The organism is Actinomadura sp., assembly GCF_044508335.1.
In the GTDB taxonomy this organism is placed as follows: domain Bacteria; phylum Actinomycetota; class Actinomycetes; order Streptosporangiales; family Streptosporangiaceae; genus Spirillospora.
In genome coordinates, this window is sequence record NZ_JBIQHY010000131.1 from 15,539 (window position 1) to 18,779 (window position 3,241).

Sequence of the window (3,241 nt, forward strand, 5' to 3'; positions counted from 1 at the left end):
CCGGGCGGCTCTCCCGGTGCCGCCGGGCAGGGGACGCCGGGTGCTCCCGGTGGTGCGAGGCCGGGGGGCTTCGGCGGCAACGGCGGGCCTGGAGCCGGGCCTCCTCCCGGCGGCGTGCCCAATGCGTCCGGAATGGGCGGGGCTCCCGGTGGGCCGCCCGCGCTGAACGGCCCCGGCGCTCCCGGTATGGGCGCTCCCGGTATGGGCGCTCCCGGTATGGGTGCCCCCGGTATGGGTGCCCCCGGTATGGGTGCCCCCGGTATGGGTGGCCCCGGCATGGGCGCGGCGGCGGGCATGGGCGCGGCGGGTGCCGCGGGTGCCGCCGGGTTCCGGGCGGCGCCGAAGCCCGGTGTCCGCGACAAGCTCCAGGAGCTGGGCAAGGCCGGGCAGGAGCTCGGGGCGAAGCTGACCTCCACGTTCCGCAGCAAGGGGACGCGGGTGGCGAACCGGTCCGGTCCGGGCGGTCCCGGACGACCGCGCGGCCCCGGCGGCCCCGGTGGGCCGGGCGGTCCCGGTGGTCCGGGGATGCCGCCCAAGAAGAAGGGGATGCTCGGGCACCTGCGGTCCCGGGAGACGGGATGGCGGCGCTTCATCCCGTCCTGGAAGGTGGTGGCCGGCGTCTGCGGTCTCGGCATCGCGGCGTTCGTCACGCTGATCTGGGTCGCCTACGCGAACACGCCGACGCCCGCCGAGCCGACGGTCGCGGGCGTCGAGGACCAGGCGTCGATCTTCTACTACACCGACGGCACCGAGATCGGCCGGATCGGCAAGAAGCGGCAGAGCGTCGAGCTGAAGCAGGTCCCGCGGTTCGTCCAGGAGGCGGTGCTCGCGGCGGAGAACCGCAGCTTCCGCACCGACCCCGGGTTCTCGATCAAGGGCACGACGCGGGCGGTGTGGGACAACCTGACCGGCGGGTCGGGCGGCGGTTCCACGATCACGCAGCAGCTCGCGAAGAACTACTACTCCGACCCCAACAACCGGACGGTGAGCCGGAAGTTCAAGGAGCTGTTCATCTCCTTGAAGCTGGAGGACAAGTACACCAAGGACGAGATCCTCAAGCTCTACCTGAACACGATCTACTTCGGCCGCGACACCTACGGCATCCAGGCGGCGTCCCGCGAGTACTTCGGCAAGGACGTGTGGGAGCTGAAGCCCGACCAGGCGGCCGTCCTCGGCGGCATCATCCAGAACCCCAACCGGGACCCGGGCGACAAGGACAACCGCGCGTGGGTGACCGCGCGCTACCAGTACACGCTCAAGGGCATGGTCTCGATGGGCAAGATGAGCGAGGCCGACGCCGCCAAGTACATGAAGCGGCTGCCCAAGATCAGCAAGCCGGGCAGCGACAAGCAGCTGTACGGCGGCCAGCGCGGCTACATGCTGACGCGCGCGATGGAGGAGCTGCGCCGGCAGGGCCTCGACCGCAAGGAGCTGACGACCGAGGGCCTGCGCGTCTACACGACGTTCGACCGCAAGCGGATGGCGATGGCCAAGCGGGCGGCGGAGAAGACCGTCCCGCAGGTGAACCCGAAGAAGCTCGCGAAGAAGAAGATCCGCGTCGGGCTGGTGTCGGTGAACACCGCGAACGGCGAGGTCGTGGCGTTCTACGGCGGGCCCGACTACCTGGACCAGTCGTTCAACAACGTGTGGCAGGGCTCGGCGCAGGCCGGTTCGGCGATGAAGCCGTACGTGCTGGCGACGGCGCTGAAGCAGAACTACAGCCTGAAGAGCACGGTCGAGGGGCGGTCGAAGACGCCGATCGCGCCGGACGGCAGCGTGACGTCGAAGGACGACCCGCGGGCCACGATCGTCCCGAACAGCCATGACGTCGGCCCGGCGATCAACCTGATCACCGCCACGCAGGACTCGGTGAACACCGCGTTCATCCAGCTGATGGGCAAGGTCGGCATCGAGGAGGTCATCAAGACCGAGGAGGACGCGGGCATCGCGTCCGACCTGCTCGAACCGCACAAGTGCTGCCTGAACCTGGCGCTGGGCGTCAACAACATCCGCCCGATCGAGCAGGCCGCGGGCTACGCGGTGTTCGCCAGCGGCGGCGTCTACCACCAGCCGCACGTGATCCGGGTGGTCAGGTACAGCGACAACAAGAGGGTCCGGCTGAAGCCGAAGGTCGAGACGCACCGGGTGTTCGGCCCGAAGGTCGCGGCGGACGCAACCTACGCGATGCAGCAGGTCATCAAGGCCGGTACCGCCACGGCCGCGGCACTGCCGGACGGGCGCCAGGCCGCCGGCAAGACCGGTACCACCGACCGGAACGTCTCGTCGTGGTTCGTCGGCTACGTCCCGCAGGTGTCGACGGCGGTGACCATCTTCAACGACGCGAACGGCCCGGACGGCAAGAAGAAGTCGGTGGTCCTGCCGGGGATCGGCACGGTCGAGGGCGGCACGATCCCCGCCCGCATCTGGCGGTCCTACATGTCGCACGCGCTGCAGGGCGTGGAGGCGAAGCCGTTCCCGCCGCCCGCATGGGGCGGGATCGTGCAGCGGTGGGCGAAGCCGCCCAAGAAGAAGGACGACCACCGGCCGCCGTGGTGCAGGCTGCCGATCGGCCGGCAGGACCCGCGCTGCCAGGACGACGGCGGCCCAGGCAACGGCAACGGGAACCTCCCGCCGTGCCAGTCGCCGTTCTCGGACGGCAACTGCGACCCGAACAAGCCGCCGAGCAACCCGCCGCCCCGGTGGTGGTGCCAGATCCACCAGGGCGACCCGGCCTGCCGCAACCGGAAGGGCGGCCGCAGCGTCCAGACGCGGAGTCTGGTGCCGCTCCTTCCCCTGGCCAGGCCACCGGAGTGAACCGGTGGACCACCGTCACCCGAACCGTCCTCTGAAAGTTGGGGGTGTGACATGAAGCATGTCCGCGAATTGCCGCACGCCAGCGGCCCCGAGCGGGCCCTCCCGTCCGGCCCGCGGGCGGGCGGCGCCGGCTCATCGGCCTCCTCCGCATCAGGGGCACAGTACGCTCGGACGACGCACAGCCGTCCCCCAGTTGATGAGGCCGCGTGAGTAACCCAAGCCGATACGGACCGGACAACGGAGAGAGTGCTGGCCGCCGGGGCTCCCCCCGCCCCGGTTCCGCGGGCATGCCGTCCGGGGGGCAGCGCGGCGGGCCGTCCGGCTCGCCGACGCCGGGAAGGGCGCCGCGGCCCGGCGGCCGGAGCGCGGGCAGGGCGGGCGGTCGGGCCGGCGGGCCCGCGCGGATGGGCGCCCCCGGCGGCGGGCG

Annotated in this window: 1 protein-coding gene; it reads left to right on the forward strand. The window is 71.6% G+C overall.

What is annotated here, in order from left to right; translation table 11 throughout:
- The first annotated feature begins 261 nt into the window (after positions 1–261).
- Complete coding sequence (locus tag ACIWVC_RS29795; protein WP_396451639.1) at positions 262–2,814, forward strand: transglycosylase domain-containing protein; 2,553 nt, start codon at positions 262–264, stop codon at positions 2,812–2,814.
- The last annotated feature ends 427 nt before the right edge of the window (positions 2,815–3,241 follow it).

Bases quoted from the DNA above. Each gene is read 5' to 3' on its own strand.
- ACIWVC_RS29795 (WP_396451639.1), top strand. From the start codon at position 262: ATGGGTGGCCCCGGCATGGGCGCGGCGGCGGGCATGGGCGCGGCGGGT.